This window comes from Vibrio splendidus 12E03, from assembly GCF_000272105.2.
Classification (GTDB): domain Bacteria; phylum Pseudomonadota; class Gammaproteobacteria; order Enterobacterales; family Vibrionaceae; genus Vibrio; species Vibrio splendidus_I.
In genome coordinates, this window is sequence record NZ_AJZD02000082.1 from 1 (window position 1) to 25,385 (window position 25,385).

Sequence of the window (25,385 nt, forward strand, 5' to 3'; positions counted from 1 at the left end):
GCCGCGAGACTTTAGTGGCGATATTAATCTTGTTCTTGAGGCGATTACTCAAGAAATCGGCACCACAGAAATCCGCTATACCGAATCTGAATTTACCGTTGGTGTAAATCCTATTGGTGACAAGGTTGAGTTCTTCGATTTACCAGAACAGCTCACTGGAAGTGAGGATGACGGTATCACGATTCCTCTTGATGCTAATAGCTTTGAAACCAACAGTGATGAGTTCTTATCAATTACCGTAACGGTGAATTCGACTTCGGACCCATCAGGATTAGTTGGGCTAGATCGAATTCGAATTGGATCAGAAACCAGTTCTTTCACCAATGTGGGTGGCATCATACAGGCGACGATCCTCGTTAAGGCAAGCTCTGTTGATGAGCTCGAATTATTTGCGGGCGATGCGTTTGGTAACCTCGATATTACGATTACAGGCCGAACGGTTGATCAAAATACCGTACTCGGTGAGTTAGTGGTCGACACGGGTGACCCGAGCTCGCAAGACATGACGCTTATTATCACACCAGAACCTGATGCACCGTTACTAAGCGTCGAATACGCTTCAATTGTCGCAGAAGCGAGTGGCACGATTCCTCTTGGTTTAGACCTTTCTCTTGTAAACCCTGCCGATTCAGAAGTGGGCTTCATTACAATTTATGATATTCCCGCAGGTTTGACGTTCTCACACGGCTCTATGGTCGATGGTCAATATGTGGTGGACTTGGCAGATGTACCTAATCTAGCGATTACGGGTGGCTATGATGGCGTTGACCCATTTGAACTCACCATCGAACCTTCTGCTGAAATAGGTAACAACCAAGCGGTAGGGTTACCTCAAACGGTATCGGTTGAGTTTGTAGCTGAGGGTGACTCTACGATTACTGCGACAGATGATAATGACCTGCTGATTGGCGGTACGGGCTCTGATAATTTTGTGTTTGCCTCTTCAGGCTTAGGGAGTGTAGAAGCCCCAAGCTACGATGTGGTTCAAGATTTTGATGCGTCTCCAGATACTGATGCAATTGACCTCTCGGGTATTTTGGGAAGCCTAGGGCTTAATACAGGGTTAGGGGCAACACAATATCTAGATTTAGAAGAATCTGGTGAAGGTGTGACCATTTCTATTAAACCTAATGGCGATGAAGACGTTCAACAAAACATCTTATTAGCCGATGTTACGTACGACGATCTGTATCAAGGCGACAGTAGCAGTGCATTAGAAGCACAAATTTTACAAAAAATGATAGAAGACAATAATTTAACGCTGTAAGTTAGATGTACAGTCTATAAAAGGAAGTTTAGATTGGTAGAACAAAAAGACAGCTGGCTAGGTTGTGTGGAATGGTTATGTGAGCATTTTAATGTTCGCAGCCATCCTTCCAAAATAGTGTCTGGCCTACCTTTAAATGAAGGAAGGCTCAATGAATCCCTTTTCCCAAGAGCCATTGAGAAATCGGGGTTAACTTTGAGCCACGTTAAAAAAGAATTACTGACTCAATGTCAGTTCCCCGTTGTTGCTGTTAATTCCGCGACAGGAAATCCTGTTGTCGTCACGCAAGACTCTGGTGATTACTTTCAAGTATTGGATTGCGAAACTAATTCAAGCCAACAAACCCTCCTAAAAGACTTGGTTGCTCAAGTTGAATCGTATGTTTGGCAAGTTGGTGCTCAAGCTCTTGATGATGCACGTGTTCAATCCCATGAACGTAGCGAGAATAAATCCAACACCCGTTGGTTATGGCGTGTCGTCAAAGAAGTGAAACCTTGGTATCGAGACCTATTTGTCGCTTCATTTTTGATCAACTTACTCGCGCTAGTCGTGCCTCTGTTTACCATGAATGTGTACGACCGCGTGGTGCCAAACCAAGCGTTTAACACGCTTTGGGTTCTGGCAGCAGGCGTTGGTATTGTCGTTATTTTTGATTGGGTGTTGAGAAGCTCACGCAGCTCTGTGACTGACATGGCTGGGCGCTATATTGATAACAAGTTGTCTTCTCAACTGTTCTCTAAAGTCCTTGGTATGAAGCTGGAAAATCGACCTCAGTCGGTAGGCGCCTTTGCCAGACAGCTTCAAGATTTCGATAGCGTAAAAGATTTCTTCACTTCTATCTCGTTAGTCACTTTAGTCGACCTGCCATTCACTTTGTTATTCCTACTGCTTATCGGCTGGCTCGGTGGCGCAATGATGTTCATTCCTGTCGCAATTATGTTTGTTTTGATTGTGCTGAGCATCGCGATGAAAGGCAAGGTCGAGAAAACATTCGATGAAACCGCACGCCTCTCGACACAAAGACAGGCACAGTTGTTTGATTGCTTAACAACCCTTTCGGATATCAAGCAAAACAATGCTGAAGGAATCACTCAGAAACGTTGGGAACAGACGATTTCATCGCTCTCTCAATGGCAGACTCAATCTCGTCATTACTCCAATATCGTGACGCACTCTATTCAGTCCAGTCAGCAGATCGTGACCATCACTCTGATTATCTTCGGCGTGTATCAGATCTCTGAAGGCTTGCTGAGTATGGGTGGTTTGATAGCCGTTGTGATGTTGAGTGGGCGCGCTGCAAGTTCGGTGAACCAGCTTTCTCTTCTATTGCTGAGGTTCCAGCAAACACGTTCGGCCGTTGAAGGGCTGAATCAGATTATGGAGCTACCTCAGGAAGAGTCCAAACACCAAGTTATCGACAAAGGAGACTTTGATGGTGGGGTTAGGTTAGATGAAGTGACGTTTACTTATCCAGAGACTCAAAGCCCTGCATTAAAGGAGATTTCCCTAGAGATCAAACCGGGTGAGCGAGTTGGTCTTGTCGGTGCGGCAGGCGCGGGTAAAACAACTCTACTATCGATTGTTGCGCGCCAGTATTTGCCAACAACAGGACAAGCCTTCTATCAAGAGATTGATGGGCAATTATGGCCTACCAGTGTGTTACGCAGTGGCATGGGCTGGGTAGGGCAAACCACCAATCTTATCTTCGGAAGTGTTTACGACAACGTCACATTAGGTGCGACTAACGTTGATGAAGAAAAGCTAAGACAAGCGCTGCAACAGTCAGGGCTGAACGGTTATATGGGGCGTTTGAGCAACGGCTTAGAAACGCCAGTTGGCGAAGGTGGTCGATTGCTTTCAGGAGGCCAACGCCAAGCTGTGGCTATCGCAAGGGCGCTTTATCGTTGTCCAAAACTATTGATCATGGATGAGCCTACTAGCGCACTTGATAATCAAGCTGAGATACAGTTCTTCAATGCACTTCAAAGTATGCCAAGAGAAACTTCAATGCTGATCAGCTCCCACAAATCTTCATTCTTGATGATGTGTGATCGAGTGATTGTATTGGATAAAGGTCAAATAGTGGCAGAAGGTGAGCCTAAAGATATTCTCTCTTTACAGAAGAAAAGTGTACCTAAAGGTGCGAGTCGCTTTAAGACGGTATCTGTGGTGAAGGGAGGTCGTCATGAGTAATGATATTCAATGGACCAACAACCACTTAGCATTCCGCTCTCGTAAGCTGATTTGGTTGAGTGCTTTACTCATTGTCTCAATTATCGGCTGGGCAACGTGGGCAACATTAGAAGAAGTCGTGATTGGTGAAGGTAAAGTTGTTCCAAGTCTTTCGGTGCAAACCATTCAGAGTTTAGAAGGTGGACTGGTTCAAGAGATCATGGTGCGACAAGGCCAATCTGTAGTGAAGGGGCAACCTCTAGCTAAGTTAGAAGACACACGTTTTAAGGCGGCGTTTCTAGAGTCGGCTCAACAAGCGGATACGTTACTGGCTCAGCAATTAAGATTAAAGGCTGAGCTGTCGACGGTCGTTTTAAATAACGATGCGAAAGAGTGGTATGAGCGAGTGGTCTTGGTGCCTCAAGATATTGCGGTTGATGTATCAAGCCACCCTGCGTTAATGAATGCCAAGGCGAACTACCGAGAGCGTTTAGGACAGTTGAAGTCTGAACTGGAAGAGGCGGCACTTCGTATCGAGCAACAAGACCAAGCTCGTGTCGATACGCTTAATAATATCCAGACTCTCGAAAGCAGCCTCGAAATTGTGATTCGCGAGCGCAACATGTTGAAAGACGTGGTAGCGAGCGGTGCTGTTGCGGAAGTTGAGCTACTTAAACTAAACCGTGATGTAGTCAAACTCAAAGGTGATATTGCTAGCTCAAAAGTAGCAGCGCAGAAGCAGATAGCTGCCTACTCAGAGTCGATAGCGGATCATCGAAGCATTGCCTTAGATTTTCGTACCAAAGTGCAAGGTCAGTTGAATGAAGTGGCGAGCAAGATAGCGCAGCTGAACGAAAGCCAACAGGCGATTGCCGACCAACTCAAGCGTACCGAAATCGTTGCGCCCGTTGATGGCACAGTCAAAGAGATCTTTGTGCGTACCATTGGTGGTGTAGTTCGTCCCGGCGAGCCGATCATTGAGATCATCCCATCAAACAGTGACCTGATTGTTGAAGCGAGAATCTCTCCGCAAGATATCGCGTTTGTTCATAATGGGCTGGGTGCGACAGTTAAATTCACGGCCTATGATTTCGTCATTTATGGCGGACTTAAAGGCGAGGTGATTTACGTGAGTGCCGACGCCTTACAAACGGAAGACGGAAACGCCTATTATCGTGCCCATATTCAGTTAAACGAAGACCAGCAACAAAACTCTGCCTTTAGCATTATTCCAGGGATGCAAGTCGCGGTTGATATATTGACCGGAGAGAAAACAGTATTGAGTTATTGGTTAAAACCTATTTTACGAGCTAAGGAAAACTCACTTCGCGAACGATGAAGTGGGTTAAAGCATAAATATAAAAGGAAGTGTAATGCATTCAAAATTCTTACTCTCTTCTTGCTTGCTAATGAGTGGGCTGTCTCAAGCAGCTTCATTAGAAGAGTCCGTGGCCTTTGCCATCGACTATAGCCCAGAGATATTGGCGCAATACTCCCGATACCAATCGGTGGTCAGAGACGGAGACGCGGCGAGTGGTTTGTATATGCCGCAAGTGAACTTGTACGCGGCAGCAGGTTATGAAGAAACGCGCTACAACAGTGGTAGCAAACTTGATACCGATGATCGAGGCCTAACGAGAACGGAAATTGGCTTTAAAGTATCCCAGTTACTATTTGATGGTTTTAAAACCACATCGAATGTCGATCGACTGACGTTCGAAGCGGAAGCTGAGCGTCTAACTCTGATTTCGCGAGCTGAAAACGTATCGTTAGATGTGGTGAGAAATTACCTCGATATCCTCAAAGCAGAGACGCTACTTGAATTGTCTAAGCGGAACGTAAAAGAGCACCAAGAGATCTACCAAGATATCCAAGATAAAAAGAGCAAAGGCTTGAGTAGTAACTCGGATCTGGCTCAGATCTCCGCCCGTGTCGCGACCGCGCAGTCTTCACTTATCGCCGCTCAGAACAATCTGTTTGATTTGCAAACTCAGTATCTACGCTTGGTTGGCAAGCCTGCTGTGAACTTGGTATACCCCCGGTTTGATTACGCTCTATTACCAAGCTCAGCACAGGTCGCACTTGAACAAGCTGTCGAGAATCACCCTGAAATCAAAGCCTCTTTGCTTGATATCGACGCGGCTCGTAAAGAGATGCGCCGCGAGAAAGGGGATTACTACCCAGAGCTAAAACTCGAACTTCATGCCAACAAGAATGACAACGTATCTAACCCTCCAGGCGGTGTCGATGAAGACGCTCGACTGATGTTGACGATGGATTATGACCTGTTTAATGGCTTCTCTACCGACTCTAGGGTTGAATCGTCCGCGTGGCGAGTGGAAGAGGCAAGGGCGATCCGATTACGAACAGAGCGTGAGGTTCGAGAGGGTACACAATTGGCTTGGAACGCTTACAAAATGCTTGAGCAGCAAAAATCCTTACTTCAACAGAACGTTGATGCAGCGAAAATTGCAGAGCTTGGCTATATCCAGCAATTCAATGTTGGCAGACGAAGCCTTCTTGATGTACTTGATGCAAAAGTTGAAGTGTTCTTGGCTCGAAGAAACTTCATCAGCACTGAATATGATCAAACGTTAGCGGCTTATCGAGTGTTAAATGCGATGGGTATGTTGACCTACGCGTTGAGGATTGAACATCCAGAAGAGTGGCAAGGGGAAAATAAGTAATGAGATATTTTAAACTAGCGCTACTTAGCTCTATCTTGCTAATGGGATGTGCAGAAACGCCTGATACGACAATGACGCGCCATCAAATTGATGACTTAGCCGATAATGACCGAGACGGTGTGATTAACCAGCGCGATCTTTGTGCTGATACGCCAGAAGGTGTGACGGTAGACATTAAAGGCTGCGCCAATTGGAAAATTGTCGAAGACGTTGAAGTATTAAGTGTGGCATTTGATTTTGATAAGTATGACCTTAAACCTGATCATACCGCTGTATTAAATGAGTTGGTGCGTTTACTAGGAGAGCAGCCTGATGCTTCGGTTACTTTGGTCGGTGATACCAGTTCTGAAGGTACAAACGCGTATAACAAGGCATTAGCGAAGAAAAGAACTGGCGTGATTCGAGACGCTTTGATTGATAGAGGCATCAATGGTGAGCGAATCTTCGAACAAGAGTTTACTCAGATAACCAGCTTAACTCAGCATCTTCACAAGCGTAAGCGCAGAACGATTGCGGTGATTAAGACAGAAAGCATGGAAGTGAATCCATCTTGGAACATCTTCACTTCAGAAATGCAGCTCGATAGTAATAGCGATGTTGAGTCTAAAACGTCGATTGATCCAGTAGGAGGCCAGTAATGAAATGTCTATCTAATAAATCGGGCTTGCTGCTTGCTTCTGTACCTGCGTTGTTCTCTGTATCGACGTTTGCAAATGACGCCACTGACATAGGTTTGGTCGCGATTGAGCCGAATATGCAGGGGCTTGTTGAAGATCTGCTTAAGAGCCAAGAGATCGACTTAGAAATCTTGTTGAGCGACAGCGTCCCAGAGCAGATGATCATGCAACGCTCGCGTGTTGGTATCACTTCCAAAAAGTGGACTGACAAAGAGATGGCAAGGTTTGATATGCGTTACGGTTATAGGCCAACAGAGTTGATGTTCACTGCCGATGTCATAGCGATTCTAGCCAATGAAAATAACCCAGCAACATCAATCACTGTCGCCGAATTAATTGATGTGTTTGGTTGTTCTAACGATCCTAAACATCCAAAATGGTCAGCAAGTAGTGATATTCGTAACGGTGAAAGCCTAGATACTCATATGTTGCCCTTTGCCATTGATCACAACCTGAAAGGCCATACTACCTTTTCAAGTTGGGTCGAATGTGGAACAGAAGGAGAATATGCCCATACTCAGTTCTTAGCGGATTTACCTGATCTGATTAATAAGATTGAAGACGAAGATGCCGCCATTGGGTACACCGTCTACTCAGACCAAATCTCAGACGTGAAATGGTTGAGCGTGGTTGATAACCTAGGTGTGAACTACGATCTAAACAAAGAGACGATCCTCTCTGGTCGTTACCCGTTAGCAACGGTTTATTACATGTACTTGAATATTCCAGCGCATCGTAAAGGGTTTACTGAGCAAGAGAAGTTCTTTGTTGGGCTTACCTTGTCACAAGATCATCAAGGCGTGTTGAACCAATACGGCTTCATCAGTTTACCGCCAGAAGCGATTCAACGTAACAAAGTCAGATTGTCGCTTGAAGAGCCAGCGATTGAAGGTGGCTATAAGTAATGGGTACGATGTATTGTAACTATTGTGGGAGAGTGATATTCTATCTTTCGTAATGGTTCTCAACGTGACGGATTACGTTATTCGGTGATGAATTTATCTAGCGGGCATGTATGCCCGTTTTTTTCGCCTAAAATTTGCGACTCGAGCGGTTGTTTGTCGATTGGTCACGTATAATGGACACTTCATATAGCGCTAAATAAGCCCAGTCGATGAAAATCTTTCAAGTTCTAATCTTGCCTCTAATGCTGTCCCTCAATGCTATTTCATTTTCAGCGCAAGCAACCGAAAGCTGGTGGCTAAGAACAGTATTTAACAGCAGCCCAAGTCTGCCGAATTCTCAAAACTATATTAATGATATCGAGTTGATGGATTGTGGTGAGATCGAAGATACGCTGTTGTGCAGTGACTTAACCCAATATTACGACCTGGATGTGTATGTTGAACTGGAGTTGGGGGACTCAAGTGTCGAAACGGTTCGCTTAAACCTGCCATATTCGGACCTAAGTTACACAAAGCTTCAGGCATACCTTCGCCAAGATGGCTTTGCTCTCAGTTCAATTCGTATTGGTGAAGATGAATTCGATGTTACTGCTCAACTCGAACAAGCTCGAAATGAAGGTGTTGGTTTCGATAAGGTGGATAAACAGCTGGTCGAATTTATCAACGCGCCACACGGTTCATCAGAGCAAATGAGTGTATGGAATGTTCCTAACTTGTCTTCTCCTGGATCTTCCTCTCTTTGGATTAAGTTACATAGTGATGGTGACAACTTAACGGTTGAACTTAATCGCTTTTAATTGCTCAAATTTATAGATAGTTTCGTTATTTATTAGGCTAAACAAGCCTTTCAGGAGAACGGCTCGCGGGCAGACGGCAAGTTATAATTCATTTAAGTGTTCGTTTTTCTGCGGCTCTCACATTTTTAGTAAGCGTTTGCGTTTGCCATTTTTTATACGTTGAGCCTTCGGTAAAACGAGCTTAGGATACGTTCAGTATTGATAAAGGAGACAACCCATGGTTGCAAAAGTAACGATAGCGCCACAAGGCCCAGAACTTTCTGAGCTGGTGCAAGGATACTGGCGTACAGCAGAGTGGGGCATGACCCCGCAACAACGTCTGACTTTCCTGAAGCAACATATTGATCTTGGCATCACAACTGTCGATCACGCGGATATTTACGGTAACTACCAATGTGAAAAGTTGTTTGGTGAGGCGTTAGCGCTTGAACCAAGCCTTCGTGATGATATTCAAATCGTCACCAAGTGCGATATCAACCTATGTGGTGACCACACTCCAGATCGTAAGATCAATCACTATGACACTAGCGCGCAGCATATTTACCAATCAGTAAATAATTCATTAGAGCGCTTAGGTGTTAACGATATCGATGTATTGTTGATTCACCGCCCTGACGTGTTAATGGATGCAGATGAAGTAGCAGAAGCGTTCGCAGAGCTACACAAAGTAGGTAAAGTTAAGCACTTCGGTGTTTCTAACTTTTCACCGCGTCAGTTTGAACTGCTTCAATCTCGACTCGGTAAGCCGTTAGTGACCAACCAAGTTGAAATCAACCCATTGAACTTTGAAGTGGCTCATGATGGTACGCTAGATCAACTGCAGATGAACCGCATTCGCCCGATGGCATGGTCTTGTCTCGGTGGTGGTAGCATCTTCAGTGGTGATTCAGCGCAAGCAATTCGTGTTCGTGATGAGCTAGAGGCGATTCGCCAAGAAGTGGGTGCAGACAGCATTGACCAAGTGATTTACGCTTGGGTTCGTCGTTTACCGTCTAATCCAATTGCGATTATTGGTTCAGGTAAGATTGAGCGTGTGAAGACTGCGGTTGATGCACTAAAAATCGAGCTGACGCGCGAACAGTGGTATCGAGTATGGGTTGCATCTAAAGGTCACGGTGTGCCATAGAAAGCAATTCGTATAGAAGTCAAAGCCAGCTAAGTAAGCTGGCTTTTTTGTGTTCGCCTACCATGTTTCTCCAAAACTGTGATTAAGGTGGAATAATTTTCAAAAACACTCATAATGCACTCTGTTTTTCACCAGTTGGATATTTCCATTGAGCACTTCAAAATTCTCTTCAATCGCCCTTAAACCAGAGCTTCTAAACACGTTAGATTCTCTTGGTTATACTGAAATGACGCCGATCCAAGCGTTAAGTCTTCCTACTATCCTAAATGGCAAGGACGTTATCGGTCAGGGTAAAACGGGTTCAGGTAAAACAGCTGCTTTCGGTTTAGGCGTGCTGCAGAACCTACGCGTTAAGCGTTTCCGTGTTCAGTCTTTAGTGTTATGTCCGACTCGTGAGCTTGCAGACCAAGTAGCAAAAGAGATTCGTACTCTTGCTCGTGGTATTCACAACATTAAAGTGCTGACACTATGTGGCGGTATGCCAATGGGCCCACAGATTGGTTCACTAGAGCATGGCGCACACATTCTTGTGGGCACACCTGGTCGTATCCTTGACCACCTAGAGAAAGGCCGTATTGATCTGTCTGAGCTGAACACACTTGTGTTAGATGAAGCTGATCGCATGCTAGAAATGGGCTTCCAAGATGCTTTGGATGCTGTGATTGAAGCGGCGCCAAAAGAACGCCAAACTCTGCTATTCAGTGCGACTTTCCCTAAACAGATCAAATCTGTTGCAGACCGCATCATGCGCAATCCAGAAATGGTGAAGGTTGAATCAACACACGATCACTCAAGCATCCAACAACACTTCTACAAGTTAGAAGGTTCTGAAGCTCGTGATGATGCTCTAGAGTTGCTGTTACTTCATCACCAACCGGAATCTGCGGTTGTGTTCTGTAACACTAAGAAAGAAGTGCAGAACGTAAACGATGAGCTAAGCCATCGCGGTTTCAGTGTTATCGAACTTCATGGTGACATGGAACAGCGTGAACGTGACCAAGCTTTGGTTCAGTTCTCAAACAAAACCATCTCGATTCTAGTGGCGACAGACGTTGCGGCTCGCGGTCTTGATGTTGATAACCTAGATGCTGTGTTCAACTTTGAATTGTCTCGCGACCCTGAAGTTCACGTTCACCGCATTGGTCGTACTGGCCGTGCAGGAAGCAAAGGCGTAGCGATCAGCTTCTTTAGCGAAAAAGAGATGTACCGTGTTGCTCAAATCGATGAGTACATGGACATGCCAATCGAGCCATCTGAACTGCCAGCAAAGCCAATTGCTAAGCCGTACTACTCAAACATGGTTACCATCCAAATTGATGGCGGTAAGAAAGCTAAGCTTCGTGCTGGTGATATTCTTGGCGCACTGACGGGCCAAGGCGGCATTGATGGTAAATCAGTAGGTAAGATCAGTCTGTTCGCAATGCGTGCTTACGTAGCAGTAGAAAGATCTGTGGCTAAGAAAGCACTGAACAAAATCGAATCAGGTAAAATGAAGGGGCGTCAATTCCGCGCCCGAATCCTGAAGTAATTCGAGACTGAATCCCTTTGCTGCGATATGTCTAATTAATGACATTGTTAATTAATGGCATTGCAGTAAAGGGTGTCCCACAAAATGCCACTCAAGTTTCTTCTCTTAGGTTTATCGACCTAGTTCTCTATACCAAAGCATTATTCATCGGGTCTTATCGAATAAAGATCGTTGATATGTTTTCCTTCGCTAAGATACCAAGTCATCGCTTCCTGTCGATTGTGAACGAATATCGTGATTGTGGTTATTGATCCATCGTCAAAATAACAAAGCTTATATTCTAAATCGCTTGTATGATCAGGAATAGCGGCCATAGCTTCCCTCCCAAATATCAATCATTTGAAAATACGTTACCCTAACTCTTTTAAAGGGTCGTATTACGTCAAATGAGTAATAAAAATCAAGTTACATCACTGCTGTTAATTATTTTTAGTTTAATCATTTGCCTAAATAGCTAGATTAGCAAGTCTGGCTCTCAATTTATCTCAAAGTTTTTACGACCACTGTTTATTAAGGCTACTTTTATAAGAGCTAGAATTAGCGTTATAAGAACTGGGCTAACCTTAAAGTGATGAGTTAATCGGTTTGTGGCTTTGTTGAATGTCGTGAGAGGGTAGAATGAGAAAGTGTCGATGGTTAGTCTTATTAGTCTGTTTTTTATTCGCTGGTTGCGGGACTAAACTTGCCTACAACAATATAAGCTGGTTTGCGGTTAGCTATATTGAAGACTTTGTTTCTCTATCCAACAGTCAAGAATCAGAGCTCGAAGAGCGCCTCGACTTATTACAGCAATGGCACAAAGAAACTCAGCTACCTCTGTATATCTCGCAATTAGAAGCGATTCAGAACGTAGATCGGTCGGATATGAATCCCGCTTTTATTGTGGGTCAAAGTGAAGAAACTAAAGAGCATATTCGCTCAATCGTTAATAAGTTCGCTCCAGATATTTACGCCTTGAGTATGCAGCTTAGCCCTGAGCAAGACAGAGGATTTTTAAAAAACTTTCGTGAAAAGCAGCAAGACTATTATGAAGAAAGGTTGTCGTTGAACGATGAAGATTCGAGAGAGCGATACAGAACTAGAATAGAAGAGCGGGCAGAGCGGTGGTTAGGTTCGGTGTCTAAAGAACAAAAACAGATTATTCTGGCTTGGTCTCAAGAGTGGGTAAACACCAATAACAGCTGGCGACAATATCAAAACAACACCTATCAAGAGCTAACGACGCTGATGGCAAAGAAGAGCGACCTGCATATTGCTCAGCCGATTATCATGAAATTGCTTTTAAACAATGAAGCTTATTATCCTGATGAACTTGAGTCACAACTCAACCAAAATATGGAAACATCAGCCAAGTTTTTAGTAGATATCGCCGCGACCAGCAGTAACAAGCAGTGGGCGTATTTTATGAATGAATTAGAAAGCCTCAAAGGAACGTTAAAGTCATTGCAAGAGTAGAGCGTCCCTTTTAAAGGCTAGCGGTTATTGTCGAGCTAGCCTTTCATCCCACTTTAAGGTGAACTTCGGAACCTACCCCCTGTTGCTCATCAGTAGTTTTGGAATCGAACCTTTGGCTGTCTTCGATATTTTCTGCATCAATTGGAAGCTCGGCTGTTGAATACCGTGGTCACTCTGCAGCTCATCGATCATTAATAACCACAACCTTGCTGTCATTTCTGAATCGGCTAATGCTCTGTGGAAAGTGCCGTCGTTATCTATTTGCTTGAATCGAACTAGGTCGCCCAACTTATGGGTCGGAGCGTCTTGGATTAGCCGACGAGCAATCAACATTGAGCATGCAAACTGTCCATTGTAATCACGCCCAATATTGTCTAATTCTGCGTCGAGAAAGCGTTTATCAAACGAGGCATTATGAGCCACAAGCTGACTGTCTTGAATAAAGCCTGCAAACTCATCCATCACTTCACTGCAACTGGCCGCGGTACTTAGCATTCGGTTAGTAATGCCGGTGTAGCTTTCAATGAAGCCACTCACACGAAACCCTGGGTTCATGAGTTGTTGGAAGGTGTCGACGACTTCGCCGTTAACGAGTTTTACCGCACCGATCTCAATCGCTCGATCGCCCATATTGGGTGATAAGCCTGTGGTTTCGAAATCGAGAACGATAACGGAATCTGCGGAGTTTGAAGCCATCGTGTTTCCTAATTGCTGTTTGGGAGTATCGCTTTATATGGGGCGTTTGGTGTTGCTATGGGTAAATCAGTTATTTGCTAGTGCCGATAACAAGCTCAGTGTACCCCGTTGAATCGTCATGCTCTCTGTTGAAGGTCAAAGCATCGTAGCGGTGAACGATCAGTTCAGCCGTGGTTGCGATAATCGTCCCTTCAAGCAAATGCCCACCAATCACATTGCCATTTTCTTCAGCAACGGATATATGAACATGCTGGTGGTTTGGGGTTAGCGTTGCCATCACCGAGACTATTTCGAACGGAGCTTGGACGAGCTTGGTGTTGTTCGCATTAGCTAGACGAATATTGAGCTGAGAGACACAACCGACACAAGACGCGATAGAGCCTGCCGAGATGTTGTGTGTTGTCACTAACCTTTGGATCTCAAGCTTTAGGTCTTGCCCGCGGGTTAATCTCGTTGCGATAGGAGTGATCATCTTATTGCCTCAGCGTTATATGTATTTCAAAGAACAAAACGAAGCCACATAGGGCTTCGTTTTATTTTCATTTTGGCTAACGCGACTTTTCTTTTGGTTAATGCAACTTTGCATTTTCTGTCGCTGAAATTACTTAGTCTTGTTGCTGTTCTCTTTTTTTCTTAGGAACGAAGTTCAATACTGAGATTGGCACTTCTTTGCGTGGTTCGAAACCTTCAACAACGCGACGTTCAATCAAGTGACCCAGACGCTTTTCAATAATGCACAGGTTTTTGAAGTTATCTTTCGATAGGAAAGATATCGCTTCGCCAGACGCATCAGCACGGCCGGTACGACCAATACGGTGAACATAATCATCTGCTGGGAAAGGCATGTCGTAGTTCACTACGCGGCTTAGGTTGTCGATATCGATACCACGAGCAGCAACACCCGTCGCGACTAAGTATTTTAGGCGACCTTTCTTGAAGTCAGCCAAGATTTTTTCACGAATCGCTTGGCTGCGTCCACTGTGGAAAGCTTCCGCTTGAATACCACGTTTCTCAAGTTGAGCAACCAGCTTAGCCGCGCCGTGCTTGGTTTCGATAAAGATAAGCGCTTGATCCCAGTTACCTTCGGTAATCATGTGGCTCAATAGTGCTGACTTACGGTCTTTATCTACCGTTACCAACCATTGCTCAATGTTCGCTTTAGACGCATCAGTCTTGGCAATCGAAATCTCTTCCGCTTCACTGATTGCACTTTTCGCTAGCGCACGCACTGGCGTTGAAAGCGTTGCCGAGAACAGTAGGTTTTGGATGTCTTGTGGTAGACGTGCGATGATCTTGTTGATGTCTTCAATGAAACCCATGTCTAGCATGCGGTCAGCTTCATCAAGAACCAGTACTTCCACTTCATCAAAGTGAACAGCACGTTGACCATACATGTCGATCAAACGACCTGGTGTTGCCACAAGAATGTCGACACCTTCAATCAAGCGGTCTTTCTGGTGTTGGTAAGATACGCCACCGTACATCGCTAGTGATGTTAGGTTTAGGAACTTAGCGTACTTAGTGATGTTCTGTTCAACCTGAACCGCTAGCTCACGCGTTGGCGTCAGGATAACTGCGCGGATACGTTTTTTACGCTGCGTTTCACCTTTGCTTAGCATTTCTAAGATAGGGAGAACAAAGCTCGCAGTTTTACCTGTACCTGTTTGTGCTGCCGCAATAAGGTTCTTACCAGAAAGTACAATCGGAATTGCTTTTTCTTGAATAGAGGTTGGCTTTTCATAGCCTTGTTTTGCAACGGCTTTAACAATAGGTGAGCTTAATCCAAGCTTGGAAAATGGCATAAGTTTCTCGGTATGATTTGGCTAAATAGCGATGGAAAGGTTTAACAATCTTATACAAGGATAAGATTAATGGCGGCATTCTACCATGTTGCTTGCTCACCGCTAGTCACATGCACATAAAAACATCCAGTGTCGACAAGACACTGGATTTTTAGTTTTGGTTGTTCGCTATCTAGCTTTACTTTATCGAAAGCGCTTAAGCGATCTCAATCTTCTCAGCTTGGTTCTGCTCTACCATTGATAGTGCTAGCGCTTCTGCGGCCTTAATGCCGTCGATACCAGCAGACAGGATACCGCCTGCGTAGCCTGCGCCTTCACCTGCAGGGAAGAAGCCCTTAAGGTTGATGCTTTGGTAGTCTTTACCACGCTTGATGCATACAGGAGAAGACGTACGAGTCTCAACACCTGTTAGTAGGCCGTCTGGCGTAGAGAAGCCTTTGATCTTCTTCTCGAACGCTGGGATTGCTTCACGAATCGCTTCGATAGCAAAATCAGGCAGCGCTTTTGAAATGTCTGTTAGGTGGATACCCGGTGTGAAAGACGGTTGTACTTCACCGATTGCACTTGGATCGCGACCTTTCAGGAAGTCACCGATTTTCTGTGCGGGTGCATCGTAGTTTTCGCCACCAAGAACATAAGCGCCGCTTTCTAGTTCACGCTGTAAACGGATACCCGCTAGTGCATCGCCTGGGTAATCGCGTTCTGGGTCGATACCAACAACGATGGCGCTGTTTGCGTTACGTTCTGCACGAGAATATTGGCTCATGCCGTTTGTTACTACGCGGCCTTCTTCAGACGTCGCAGCAACCACAGTGCCACCTGGGCACATACAGAAGCTGTATACAGTGCGGCCATTCTTACAGTGGTGAACCAGCTTGTAGTCCGCCGCACCTAGAATTGGGTTACCTGCGTTTTTACCGAAGCGAGCTTCATCAATCATTGATTGCTTGTGTTCGATACGGAAACCAACAGAGAAAGGCTTCGCTTCCATGTAAACGCCACGATCGTACAGCATTTCAAACGTGTCACGAGCACTGTGGCCAACAGCCAATACCACGTGACGAGATTTGATCTCTTCACCGTTAGAAAGCGTTAAGCCAGTGATTTGACCATCTTCCATATGAACGTCGTCAACACGAGTGCTGAAACGGATTTCGCCACCAAGTTCAATGATAGAAGCGCGCATCTTTTCTATCATGGTAACCAGTTTAAAGGTACCGATGTGTGGCTTACTTACGTATAGAATTTCTTCTGGCGCGCCAGCTGCAACGAACTCTTCGATTACCTTACGGCCGTAGTGCTTTGGATCTTTTACTTGGCTATAAAGTTTACCGTCCGAGAATGTACCAGCGCCGCCTTCACCAAACTGCACGTTTGATTCTGTGTTCAGTGTACGCTTACGCCAGAAACCAAAGGTATCTTTTGTACGTTCACGAACTTCTTTACCACGCTCAACGATGATTGGGTTGAAACCCATTTGAGCAAGCACTAGGCCAGCGAATAGACCACATGGGCCAAAACCGATAACCACAGGGCGCTCAGTTTGGTTCTCAACCGCTTTAGCAACAAACTTGTACTCCATATCAGGAGTCACTTTTACGTGCGGGTCGCTAATGAATTGTTCTAACAACTCAGCTTCATTTTCAACGAGAGCGTCAAGCGTGTAGATAAGTAAGATCTTTGATTTCTTACGAGCATCGTAGCCACGTTTAAAGATATTAAAAGAGAGTACCTGATCAGAGTTAATACCAAGTTTCGCTTCAATAGCGTCTTGAATAGCAGACTCTTCATGGTCTAGTGGGAGTTTAATTTCGGTTAAACGTATCATTTCGATGTCTCGTTTTTATAGGTGTCTTAGCTAGATCGTTTCTTAATACAGAGTTTGATGAAAACGCTGATGCTCAAAGAAGCGATAAGCTCACAATGGCGCGCATTTTACGAGAAATTGATTTATCTGTCATACTAATTTGGAAACATGAAGCAAATAGACACGATATTAGAGCCGTATGATGTTGAATTTTGCTTTGGGATGAGTATTATCCCCATTCTTCAATTTTGACTAACTTATAGAGCAGAGCATCATGGCATTTGTCGTAGGCGATAATTGTATTCAATGTAAATACACAGACTGTGTGGCAGTGTGCCCCGCAGATGCGTTCCATGAAGGCCCAAATTTCATGGTAATCAACCCAATCGAATGTATTGATTGTGGCTTGTGTGTACCTGAATGTGATGCTCAAGCAATCTTCCAAGAAGATGAACTGCCAGAAGATCAAAAGATCTTCATCGAAGTGAACGCAGAGCTCGCTGAGATTTGGCCGGTACAAACGGAAGTAAAAGCACCAATGGATGACGCTGAGAAGTGGAATGGTGTCGCTGATAAATTGGCAATGCTAGAAAAGTAATTGTTGAAAAGAACTCAAATAAAAAGGCGTACTGATTTAATCAATACGCCTTTTTTAATATCTGAACACAGTCGATTGGCTAGTTAGCTTAGAGGTCTAGCTGTGCTGACGACGCATGTTGTCGAGAATGATGCCAGTCGCCATAGCAACGTTCAAAGACTCTGCGCCGCCGAATGCTGGAATCGTAATCTTATCAGTCACGTATTTAGCCGCGTGTTCACGGATGCCGTGAGACTCGCTGCCCATTAGTAAAATGCCGTTGGCAGTAAACTCAGTCTTATGAACACTTTCGCCTTCTAAGAAAGCACCGTAAACCGGTAGGTTCGCTTGCTCTAAGTAAGCTGGTAAGTCTGTTTGGCTTACGTGTACGCGGCCAAAGCTGCCCATAGTCGCGCTGATCGTTTTAGGGTTGTATGGGTCTGCGCAATCGCTGCTCGCAACGATATGCTTGATGCCGTACCAGTCTGCTACGCGAATAATCGTACCTAGGTTGCCAGGGTCTGAAACGCCATCAAGCGCAATCATCAGTCCTGTTGCTTCTGGTAGTTCAAACGTTGGGATCTCAACAACTGCAATCGCGGCATTGTTACTCACCAAAGTACTTGCTTTGGTTAGATCATCCAGCGAGGCTTCAACACAATCAAACTCAATCAGTGAAGCATGATTTTCAGATAAGAAATCAGCGGTAGCAAAGACGTTCTTCACGACTAAGTCACTATTGAACAGCTCAAGAACGTTCTTTTCACCTTGAACTAGAAACAGGCCGTGGGCTTTACGTTGTTTCTTTTGGCCCAAAGCACGAAGGAGTTTTAATTGGTTTTTTGAAATCATGTTTTTATCCTAGATATAAGCCCGCGCATTATAGAGCAAAGGTTAGCGAACCAAAAGCGTGATGACTCAATGCGATCTACATAAAAAGCAAAAGCAACTCACTTAAAAAAGAAAAGCGCACTAAATAGCGCGCTCTTATGGGATTTACTCACCTAAGTTAAGCTGAACTGACAGACTAATACGGAGCAGGATAGCGTTTAAATACTGTGTTGATATCAGTCAGGATCTCTTCTGATAGCGGTTTACTAAAAGCGGCTACGTTCTCTTTTAATTGCTCCATGGTCGTTGCACCGATGATGGTGGACGTCACCCCATCAACTTGATTACACCAAGCCAATGCCAGTTGGCTTGGAGTGAACCCGTGAGCATTAGCCACTTCAACATAGCCTTTAACCGCTTCGTTGGCAGATTCAGTGTCACGGAAGATGCCTTTACGTTGCATGTAAGTCCAACGGCTGCCTTCCGGTCTTGCGCCATCGATATACTTTCCACTCAACATGCCTGCAGCTAAAGGCGACCATGGCAGATAAGCGACATCTTCATGCACACAGTTTTCAATCAGATATGGCCAGTCTTTTGCGTGCAGTAGGCTAAATTCATTTTGAATCGAAACCATACGTGGCAAATCGTGTTTTTCACTCAGCTTGAGGTATGTGTTAGTGCCCCAAGTAGAATCATCTGAAAGCCCGACATGGCGAATTTTACCTGCCTTAATGCAGCTTGCCAGTGCTTGTAGGATTTCCAACATCTCAGCTTCATGTGGTTTTCGGTCAATATCACTGAATCGAATGTGATTCGGGAAATGCTTACCAAAGTGAGGCGTTGTGCGATTTGGCCAATGAAGTTGGTAAAGGTCGATATAGTCTGTTTGTAGGCGTTTTAATGACGCATCAACCGCAGCGATTACGGCTTCACCCGTTATCGGGCCACCATCTCGAACCCAAGGAAGCCCAGGCCCGGCAATTTTGCTCGCAATGATCAACTCTTGTCGACGCTGTGGGTTACGCGATAACCAGTTACCAATGATCGCTTCTGTTTTGCCGTAGGTATCTGGAGAAGGTGGAACCGCGTACATCTCTGCAGTATCGATAAAGTTAATGCCTTGGCTTAATGCGTATTCGATCTGTTGGTCGGCTTGCTGTTGCGTATTTTGTAGTCCCCAAGTCATGCTACCAAGGCAGATACGGGAAACGGGAATTTGACTACTTCCTAGTTTTGAATATTCCATTGAATTCGGGGTTCCTGTGGTTAGGTTCTCTGGTACTCGCATATAGTTTTGAAAAGAGGGCGAGTGAGGAATGAAAACGAATATGAATTATTAGCACAAAATGACACGACAAGGTATGGCATCGGGGAGTTTAGTGAGTCATTTCTCAGCGTCGTAAGCTAGCGTGTGCAATGCGTGAAATTACATTCGCAAGAAATTATGAGCCAAATGGTGATTGAGAAGTAAAGAGCAAGAAGTAATGAGTGAAGGTTTAATGATCAACTTTTTGTTGGGGCGGGGGAGAGGATAACAGATCAAGAATAAAAAAAGCTCTACAGGATAGAGCGTAGAGCTTTTTTATAGGGGTCTTAATAGTGCCAGGTATTCATTGAGTTACGAGGTCGCGTTTGTGTCTAATCCACCCTGGATCTGCGCCTGTCTTAGAGCTTCCTGCCTTTGAACTTCTTTCTCAGTTAGTACTGGTTGAAGCGTTTCCTCAGAGGCTTGAGGAGAGAAAATGAAATATTTATTAATCGTCATAACTGTGTCTCCGTGTAACGTATGACAGATTCTGCATCAAGGATAAATTGTGATCATCATACACTTTGTACTTTTGTTAGGCTGAGAGCGGAGGGCGTAGAATGCGTACAAAGCGATCTCTTATCATCCGTATGCAATGTTGAACTGACGAAACCCTCTGTTTTCAAGTATAGGAAGCGTATCTAATTTCGCACAATAATGATTTAGAGCAATTACATACATGGTCAGGGGCGTAAGATGAAAAACCTCGCTACTGACTCTGTGTTTGTATTTATTTAACGATGCATCGTATATCGAAAAAAATATAAGTCAGTAAATCAATTACTTAATCCATGGTGAGATGAATTATGGAAAAGCTTGTAGAACGTTTTCTTAATTACGTTACTTTTGATACCAAATCCGATCCTTCTAATCAGCAATGCCCAAGTTCACCGGGTCAAATTACCTTTGCTGAAGCCTTAAAGTTAGAATTGGTGGCATTAGACTTAGTTGATGTGTCTTTAGACGACAATGGATACTTGATGGCGAAACTGCCGTCGAATGTCGATTATCCAGTACCTGCGATTGGCTTTGTGGCGCACATGGATACCGCTCCTGACGCCTCAGGCGCCAACGTGAAACCACAAGTGATTAAAGATTACCGAGGTGGAACGATTGAATTAGGGGAAAGTGGCGAGAGTTTGAACCCAAGCCAATACCCAGATCTTGATTCTTTACATGGTCACGACCTTATTACGACTGACGGCACAACTTTACTTGGTGCCGACAACAAAGCGGGCATCGCTGAAATCATCAGTGCAATTGCTTACCTGAAAGCGAATCCAGACATCAAACACGGCGACATCTGCATTGGTTTCACGCCGGATGAAGAGATTGGCCGCGGTGCGAACCTGTTTGACGTTGAAAAGTTTGGCGCCGAGTGGGCGTACACCATCGATGGTGGCCCAGTAGGGGAGTTGGAATTTGAGAACTTCAATGCCACGAGCGCCGATGTTATCTGTCATGGCGTGAACGTTCACCCGGGCACCGCAAAAGGTAAAATGGTGAACTCGATGAACATTGCCGCACAATTCCAATTGATGATGCCTGCGCAAGAAACACCTGAGTGCACAGAAGGTTATGAAGGCTTCTACCACCTGAAATCGGCGGAAATGGGTGTGGCTCGCTCTGAACTGGGATACATCATCCGTGATTTTGAACGTGAGGGTGTAGAAGCGCGTAAGGTATTCATGCAGCAGAAAGTGGACGAGCTGAATGAGCGCCTTGAGAAAGGCCATGTTGAGCTGGTGCTAACTGATAGCTACTTCAATATGAAAGAGATGGTTGAACCGCATCAACATATTATTGAATTGGCGAAGCAAGCGATGATTGAGTGCGATGTTGAGCCAATGATCAAGCCTATCCGAGGTGGTACAGACGGTGCTCGTTTATCTTTCATGGGGCTACCATGTCCGAATATCTTTACTGGTGGCTACAACTTCCACGGTATTCATGAGTTCATTACCATTCAAGGCATGGAGCAAGCGGTAAAAGTGATTGTCGAATTGTCTCAACGTACAGCGACGTATTACCAAAAATAGAACATCAGAGCGTTATATCTCTTTGTATTTTTGAGAGTATTCAATAATACTCTCTTTAAGCATAAGGGAGTACGCGATGAAAAAGTTAGTTTTACTTTGCACCCACTTAGCCGTGGGTGCTTTTGGTTTTGGGCTGGGTGTTTACGCATTACCTATCTTGATTGAGCCTGATTCTCCTTCCTCAAGTTCTGTTGAAGCGATCAGTGAGCAGGCTATCTACACGGGCGAGTTCACTAAAGATCGACAAGACAGTGACTTCTTGCACTGGGGAGAAGGCATCGTCTCAGTATCTGAAAGTGCGATCGCTTTTGAAGGTGAATTGGCGCCGGGGCCTGATTACAAGGTCTATCTCTCACCTAAGTTCCTTGAAACCGAGCAAGCTTTCAATGACAGCAAGAATGAGTTGCTGAGAGTCGGAGATGTAAAAACATTCGACCGTTTTATGGTTGAGCTTCCCGAAGGTACTGATCTTAATCGGTTTAATACGGTTGTGATTTGGTGTGAAACTTTTGGCCAATTTATTACTTCTGCCAAGATAAAATGATAGCCTTACCAATAGCTGATTTAGGCACGGAAGAAAGCGCTCAACAATTGAGCGCTTTTTCATAGCGAAGTCTCCGCTAATCGTGAAAAATACTAATTGTTGTAAAGCTCGTCGTTATAAAGCTAAAGGAATAAGTAATGGAAAAGTTGTGGCAAGTAATTGATTTTCTACTCGCTCATAAGTTTATTTTTAGTGCGTTGATTATCACTATTATATTAATCATTCGCCGAATCACCTTATCTCAAATAAGAGGTGATGTTGCTTTCCTTAGCGAAGACCAACGTAACTGGATGTCACGAACCAAAAACGGCACATTCGCGATTATTGTTGTAACGTTATTTGTGTTGTGGAAATCCGAAATCAGCGAGTTTGCGCTGTCAGTAACGGCCATTGCTGTTGCTATAGTCGTCGCATCTAAAGAGATTATTTTGTGTTTCACCGGTTCTATTCAACGTGCGAGTTCTCGTTCATTTAGAATCGGCGACTGGATTGAAGTGGGTAAAATCAGCGGTGAGGTGATTGAGCACAATTTGATGGCGACTGTGATTCAAGAGATCGATTTGTATCATGGGCAATATCACTTCACTGGCAAGACAGCCACGCTGCCTAATAGTATGTTCTTCACTTATCCGGTAAAGAACCTCAACTTCATGAAGCGTTATGTTTATCATAACTTTTTTGTGACGGTGAAAGACTTTGTAAACCTATACCCTATGCTGCCGGGTCTTATTGTGAAAATTGAAGAGCATTGCGAAGAGTTTATCGATGTTGCTCGCCGTTACAACGGTGTGATCGAAAAGCACGCTGGTGTTGACCTTCCGGGCTCTGAGCCTCACATCCATATCACAAGCAGTTCGACAGGTGAGCAAGAAGTGCACTTTATGATCTTCTGTCCGACTGAAAAAGCGATTCATTTAGAGCAAGATATTCGTAAAGACTTTATGGAAGCGTACGCGGAAGCATTCCCAACGAGTGCTTAGTTTGCTCATCAGTTTATAGTGACCAAGCTATAGCCTCAAAACTATAGCACCCAAGCTATAAGTCCAAACATAAGAAAGCCGAGAGCGATACTATCGACTCTCGGCTTTTTTGTTCTTGCTATTTGTTAGCTTAATCTAGGTCAGCGAGTGGTAACCAATCCACTTGTACACCAGCTTGCTCAAACATATCTTGGCTAACTTTAATCTTATCGCCCCAGCGAGAAAGGAAATCTTCACTTTGCTCTGGGCAATGTACTGCTGAAATACCTGTTTGGATGATTTTTGCTGCACAGTTTGGACAAGGGAAATGCGTCACCCAGATCTCACAACTGTCCAAATCACGCTTGGCGAATAAGATCGCATTTTCTTCAGCGTGAAGTGTCTTGAGGTACTTCATCTCTCTGTCATCAGTATCCGCACTATCAGACACGCCATGTGGGTAGCCATTAAAACCAACGGAAACAATACGGTTGTGCTTAGTGATTACGGCGCCGACTTGAGTTGAAGGATCTTTACTCCAAGAACCGACCAATTCCGCCATTTGATAGAAACGTTTAGCCCATTTTGAAATCATGAAAATTCCTTAACAATTAAATGTGAATGCTTATCTGCCTGACAATACATTATGTTAGACAATATCCATAGAGAACAAAAGCTGAGAGATTGATTTACTTAGGAATTGTAGCGTGTTTGTAATCACTTTATAAGCACTTGGTTTCAATTAACATATTGATACACTTTAGCTAGTTATAATTGATATTCCTCGGACAATGGTAACGAGTGTGTTACGTAAATTTTATGCTGTTCAAATACTAATAAGTGACGGTATAACCATGCGTAAAAAGTTGATCCTTACGGCTCTTGCAAGCTCTCTTATTCTTGCTGGATGTGGGCAAGATGCTCAAAATGCCAAGCAAGCGCCTCTACCTCTCGTAGCTGTACAGGATGTTAGCGTTGTTTCTCACCAGCAAAGTAAGTCGTATATCGGTCGTATTGAAGCCGTTGAAGACACGGCTATCACAGCGCAGGTTTCTGGCTACCTACAAAGCCGTCATTTCAATGAAGGTCAAATGGTTGAAAAGGGTCAATTACTTTACTCGATTGAACCTTCTTCGTTTGAAGCCGAAGTAGCAAGCGCAAAAGCGTCTGTTGCTCAAGCGAACGCGAACCTTAAAAAAGCTGAGCTTGATTTTAATCGTGGTAAAAATCTACTCCCGAAAGGCAGTATCTCTCAATCTGAATTTGATGCATTAACCGCAAACTTGTTAGGTTCTCAAGCTCAGCTTGAAGCAAGCCAAGCACAGCTAAATGCTGCGAATGTTCAACTTTCTCATACCAAAATCATCGCGCCTTTCTCTGGCCGTATTAGTGACACCAAAGTGAGCACAGGTGATCTGGTTTCACCGTCTTCAGGTGTACTGACGACTTTGGTTAGCCTAGATCCAATCCACGCATCGTTCAGCATCAGTGAGCGTGAGCGTATTGAGCTGGGTATGGATCGCATCGAAGGCGACGGCAGCAGCGACTCTGCAGGTGTTGAAGTTCAGATCATGCTTGAGAACGGTGAAGCGTTCGAACATCTAGGTCAGCTTGACTTCTTAGGCAACCGTATAAACCTCAATACTGGTACGATCGCGATGCGTGCGATTGCCGATAACCCGAATCAGCAACTACTTCCAGGCCAACACGTTCGCGTTGATCTACGTGAGAAACAATCTATTGATGTTGTGACTATTCCTCGTCGCGCAGTGCAAACCGACCTCGAAGGTGACTTCGTGATGGTATTGGTTGAAAGCGAAGCTGAACCTGTTGCTGAGCGCAGAAACATCGAGATGGGTCGTCAGATTGAAGGTGGCGTGATTGTTCATTCTGGATTAGAGAAAAACGACGCGGTCATCACTCAAGGCCTACAGCGTGTGCGTAATGGTATGTCTGTTCGTATTCAAGCTTCTGCTGAACAAGCTGAGTAAGGGGGCTATTTATGTTAAGTCGTTTCTTTATTCAAAGGCCTAAGTTCGCCCTTGTTATATCCATAATCTTAACGCTGGCGGGTGCGATTTCTCTCGCTATATTGCCAGTGGCTGAATATCCAAAAATTAGCCCACCGTCGGTCAGTGTGTCGGCATTCTACACGGGCGCAAGTGCTGAAGTGGTGGAACAGGCGATAGCCGACCCCATAGAAACGT

The 25,385-nt window shown here is 44.6% G+C and carries 25 protein-coding genes; 16 read left to right on the forward strand and 9 right to left on the reverse strand.

Going from position 1 to position 25,385, the window contains the following annotated elements:
• The 9 genes from A142_RS07445 to dbpA form a co-directional block, all read left to right on the forward strand.
• Nucleotides 1-1,267: type I secretion C-terminal target domain-containing protein (locus tag A142_RS07445; RefSeq protein WP_032545559.1), on the forward strand; the 1,267-nt coding region annotated here is incomplete at its 5' end.
• Nucleotides 1,268-1,300: 33 nt separating this feature from the next.
• A complete protein-coding gene (locus A142_RS07450; RefSeq protein WP_019825060.1) occupies nt 1,301-3,460 on the forward strand; it encodes a type I secretion system permease/ATPase in 2,160 nt (719 codons plus the stop codon).
• Nucleotides 3,453-4,778, forward strand: coding sequence for an HlyD family type I secretion periplasmic adaptor subunit (locus A142_RS07455; RefSeq protein WP_019825062.1), 1,326 nt, complete (start codon nt 3,453-3,455; stop codon nt 4,776-4,778). The genes A142_RS07450 and A142_RS07455 overlap by 8 nt, the downstream gene beginning before the upstream one ends.
• A 34-nt stretch (nt 4,779-4,812) precedes the next feature.
• Entirely contained in the window at nt 4,813-6,126 is a 1,314-nt protein-coding gene (locus A142_RS07460; RefSeq protein WP_019825064.1) for a TolC family outer membrane protein, read from the forward strand.
• Nucleotides 6,126-6,764 carry an OmpA family protein gene (locus A142_RS07465; RefSeq protein ID WP_019825065.1) on the forward strand — a complete coding sequence of 213 codons (639 nt, stop codon included), beginning with the start codon at nt 6,126-6,128 and terminating at the stop codon, nt 6,762-6,764. Before A142_RS07460 ends, A142_RS07465 begins: the two co-directional genes overlap by 1 nt.
• Complete coding sequence (locus tag A142_RS07470; protein ID WP_019825068.1) at nt 6,764-7,708, forward strand: PstS family phosphate ABC transporter substrate-binding protein; 945 nt, start codon at nt 6,764-6,766, stop codon at nt 7,706-7,708. Before A142_RS07465 ends, A142_RS07470 begins: the two co-directional genes overlap by 1 nt.
• 209 nt (nt 7,709-7,917) lie before the next feature.
• Nucleotides 7,918-8,505, forward strand: coding sequence for a hypothetical protein (locus A142_RS07475; RefSeq protein ID WP_019825070.1), 588 nt, complete (start codon nt 7,918-7,920; stop codon nt 8,503-8,505).
• A 217-nt stretch (nt 8,506-8,722) separates the two neighbouring features.
• Nucleotides 8,723-9,631 carry an aldo/keto reductase gene (locus A142_RS07480; protein ID WP_019825072.1) on the forward strand — a complete coding sequence of 303 codons (909 nt, stop codon included), beginning with the start codon at nt 8,723-8,725 and terminating at the stop codon, nt 9,629-9,631.
• 148 nt (nt 9,632-9,779) lie between these two features.
• The gene (gene dbpA, locus A142_RS07485; RefSeq protein ID WP_019825074.1) at nt 9,780-11,159 is read left to right on the forward strand and encodes an ATP-dependent RNA helicase DbpA; all 1,380 of its coding nucleotides are present in this window, start codon (nt 9,780-9,782) and stop codon (nt 11,157-11,159) included.
• Nucleotides 11,160-11,299: 140 nt separating this feature from the next.
• Here dbpA and A142_RS07490 read toward each other — a convergent pair whose 3' ends face one another.
• Nucleotides 11,300-11,473, reverse strand: a complete 174-nt coding sequence (locus tag A142_RS07490) for a hypothetical protein (RefSeq protein WP_029405638.1) — start codon at nt 11,471-11,473, stop codon at nt 11,300-11,302.
• Nucleotides 11,474-11,777: 304 nt separating this feature from the next.
• On the opposite strand from A142_RS07490, the gene A142_RS07495 reads away from it, so the two are divergent.
• Entirely contained in the window at nt 11,778-12,614 is an 837-nt protein-coding gene (locus tag A142_RS07495) for a DUF6279 family lipoprotein (RefSeq protein ID WP_019825078.1), read from the forward strand.
• A gap of 72 nt (nt 12,615-12,686) precedes the next feature.
• Here the strand turns inward: A142_RS07495 and A142_RS07500 are convergent, their stop codons facing one another.
• The 4 genes from A142_RS07500 to A142_RS07515 form a co-directional block, all read right to left on the reverse strand.
• Entirely contained in the window at nt 12,687-13,310 is a 624-nt protein-coding gene (locus tag A142_RS07500) for a 3'-5' exonuclease (protein ID WP_019825080.1), read from the reverse strand.
• Nucleotides 13,311-13,380: 70 nt separating this feature from the next.
• On the reverse strand, nt 13,381-13,782 hold the full coding sequence (locus A142_RS07505; RefSeq protein WP_019825082.1) for a PPC domain-containing DNA-binding protein: 402 nt from the start codon (nt 13,780-13,782) through the stop codon (nt 13,381-13,383).
• Between the two features lie 133 nt (nt 13,783-13,915).
• Nucleotides 13,916-15,112, reverse strand: a complete 1,197-nt coding sequence (locus A142_RS07510) for a DEAD/DEAH box helicase (RefSeq protein WP_017064352.1) — start codon at nt 15,110-15,112, stop codon at nt 13,916-13,918.
• A gap of 196 nt (nt 15,113-15,308) precedes the next feature.
• On the reverse strand, nt 15,309-16,940 hold the full coding sequence (locus A142_RS07515; protein ID WP_019825085.1) for an NAD(P)/FAD-dependent oxidoreductase: 1,632 nt from the start codon (nt 16,938-16,940) through the stop codon (nt 15,309-15,311).
• Nucleotides 16,941-17,193: 253 nt separating this feature from the next.
• Between A142_RS07515 and fdxA the strand changes: the two genes are divergently transcribed.
• A complete protein-coding gene (gene fdxA, locus A142_RS07520) occupies nt 17,194-17,517 on the forward strand; it encodes a ferredoxin FdxA (RefSeq protein ID WP_010431058.1) in 324 nt (107 codons plus the stop codon).
• A 96-nt stretch (nt 17,518-17,613) separates the two neighbouring features.
• On the opposite strand, the gene A142_RS07525 is transcribed toward fdxA, so the two are convergent.
• From A142_RS07525 to A142_RS25095, 3 genes are all read right to left on the reverse strand, one after another.
• Nucleotides 17,614-18,348, reverse strand: a complete 735-nt coding sequence (locus tag A142_RS07525; protein ID WP_017067486.1) for an RNA methyltransferase — start codon at nt 18,346-18,348, stop codon at nt 17,614-17,616.
• Between the two features lie 175 nt (nt 18,349-18,523).
• The gene (locus tag A142_RS07530; protein WP_019825088.1) at nt 18,524-19,576 is read right to left on the reverse strand and encodes an aldo/keto reductase; all 1,053 of its coding nucleotides are present in this window, start codon (nt 19,574-19,576) and stop codon (nt 18,524-18,526) included.
• 372 nt (nt 19,577-19,948) lie between these two features.
• Nucleotides 19,949-20,095, reverse strand: coding sequence for a hypothetical protein (locus A142_RS25095; protein ID WP_017068404.1), 147 nt, complete (start codon nt 20,093-20,095; stop codon nt 19,949-19,951).
• Between the two features lie 347 nt (nt 20,096-20,442).
• Between A142_RS25095 and pepT the strand changes: the two genes are divergently transcribed.
• The 3 genes from pepT to A142_RS07545 all read left to right on the forward strand — a co-directional run bounded on the left by pepT (nt 20,443) and on the right by A142_RS07545 (nt 23,199).
• Nucleotides 20,443-21,675 carry a peptidase T gene (pepT, locus tag A142_RS07535; RefSeq protein WP_019825091.1) on the forward strand — a complete coding sequence of 411 codons (1,233 nt, stop codon included), beginning with the start codon at nt 20,443-20,445 and terminating at the stop codon, nt 21,673-21,675.
• A 76-nt stretch (nt 21,676-21,751) separates the two neighbouring features.
• Nucleotides 21,752-22,219 carry a DM13 domain-containing protein gene (locus A142_RS07540; protein ID WP_019825093.1) on the forward strand — a complete coding sequence of 156 codons (468 nt, stop codon included), beginning with the start codon at nt 21,752-21,754 and terminating at the stop codon, nt 22,217-22,219.
• 137 nt (nt 22,220-22,356) lie between these two features.
• On the forward strand, nt 22,357-23,199 hold the full coding sequence (locus tag A142_RS07545) for a mechanosensitive ion channel family protein (RefSeq protein WP_019825095.1): 843 nt from the start codon (nt 22,357-22,359) through the stop codon (nt 23,197-23,199).
• 130 nt (nt 23,200-23,329) lie between these two features.
• On the opposite strand, the gene A142_RS07550 is transcribed toward A142_RS07545, so the two are convergent.
• Nucleotides 23,330-23,773 (reverse strand): dCMP deaminase family protein, encoded by a 444-nt coding sequence (locus A142_RS07550; RefSeq protein WP_004737813.1) that lies wholly within the window; start codon nt 23,771-23,773, stop codon nt 23,330-23,332.
• Between the two features lie 259 nt (nt 23,774-24,032).
• On the opposite strand from A142_RS07550, the gene A142_RS07555 reads away from it, so the two are divergent.
• On the forward strand, nt 24,033-25,169 hold the full coding sequence (locus A142_RS07555) for an efflux RND transporter periplasmic adaptor subunit (RefSeq protein ID WP_029405640.1): 1,137 nt from the start codon (nt 24,033-24,035) through the stop codon (nt 25,167-25,169).
• A gap of 11 nt (nt 25,170-25,180) precedes the next feature.
• A partial coding sequence (locus A142_RS07560) for an efflux RND transporter permease subunit (protein ID WP_032545560.1) occupies nt 25,181-25,385 on the forward strand: 205 nt, incomplete at its 3' end.